The following is a 1,101-nucleotide window of genomic DNA, read 5'->3' as shown; positions in this document are numbered from 1 at the left end:
ATGTTCTCATGTAACAACCGCGGCCCGACTAGGTAATTGTCCGGGTGAAGTCAGCCGGAGTATGCGGCACGGACCTGGGGGTCCAGGCCGGGCACATTCCCTTCCCGCTGCCCGGAGTGCTGGGGCACGAGGGCGCCGGAATCGTGGAGGCCGTCGGCTCTGCCGTGACGTCCGTGGTGCCCGGAGACCACGTGCTGCTCAGCTTCACCAGCTGCGGTGAATGCCGGAACTGCCGCAGCGGACACCCCGCCTACTGCACCTACTTCCTGGAGCTCAACCTGGTGGGCGGGCAGCGGCTGGACGGCAGCGCCACGATCAGCAAGGACGGTAAGGGAGTGCACGGCCACTTCTTCGCCCAGTCCTCCTTCTCCAACCTGGTGCTGGCCGACGAACGCGGAGTCACCAAGGTGGACCCGGAAGCGGACCTGGCCCTGCTGGCGCCGCTGGGCTGCGGCGTGCAGACCGGTGCCGGAGCGGTCATGAACGTCCTGCGTCCCGAACCGGGATCCACCCTTGCCGTGTTCGGTGCCGGTCCCGTGGGCCTCTCGGCGGTCATGGCGGCCGCGCTCGGCGGGTCAACGCGCATCGTGGTCATGGACCTGGTGGACTCCCGCCTGGAACTGGCCCGCGAGCTGGGAGCCACCGACGTCGTCAATTCCGGCAGCACCGACGCGCTGCAGGCCCTGTTTGAACTGACCGGCGGCGCGGGAATCACGCAAGCGCTTGAAACCACGGGCAGCACCTAGGTGGCAGCCACCGCGGCGGACGCGCTGGCGCCGCTGGGCAAGCTGGGCCTGATCGGTGCCCCCGCTCCGGGGTCCACGGTGCAGCTGGACGTGAACTTCATGCTTAACGGCAGGCAGGTCTTGGGGATCACGGAAGGGGACTCGACTCCGCAGCTGTTCCTTCCCGCCTTGGTGGACCTGATCCAGCAGGGCAGGTTCCCGCTGGAAAAAATGATCACCCGCTATGCGTTCGGGGACATCAATTCGGCCGCCGCGGACGCGAAGTCCGGGAAGGTCCTGAAACCCGTGCTGCACTTCGAGGACCTGCACTAGGCTGGGGATACATCCGGTCCCGAAGGCAAGGCGGTTCCCCATG

General features: G+C 67.2%; 2 protein-coding genes. Both read left to right on the top strand.

Translation table 11 applies throughout. The features are described 5' to 3' along the window. Window positions 1-44 precede the first annotated feature (44 nt). Entirely contained in the window at window positions 45-746 is a 702-nt protein-coding gene (locus tag ACFV20_RS37130) for an alcohol dehydrogenase catalytic domain-containing protein (RefSeq protein WP_385665586.1), read from the top strand. Then, a complete protein-coding gene (locus ACFV20_RS37125; protein ID WP_385665583.1) occupies window positions 747-1,058 on the top strand; it encodes a hypothetical protein in 312 nt (103 codons plus the stop codon). It begins immediately after the preceding gene. Window positions 1,059-1,101 lie beyond the last annotated feature (43 nt).

The organism is Streptomyces sp. NPDC059696 (assembly GCF_042733745.1).
Lineage (GTDB): Bacteria > Actinomycetota > Actinomycetes > Streptomycetales > Streptomycetaceae > Streptomyces.
This window is presented reverse-complemented; position numbering and strand designations above follow the sequence as displayed.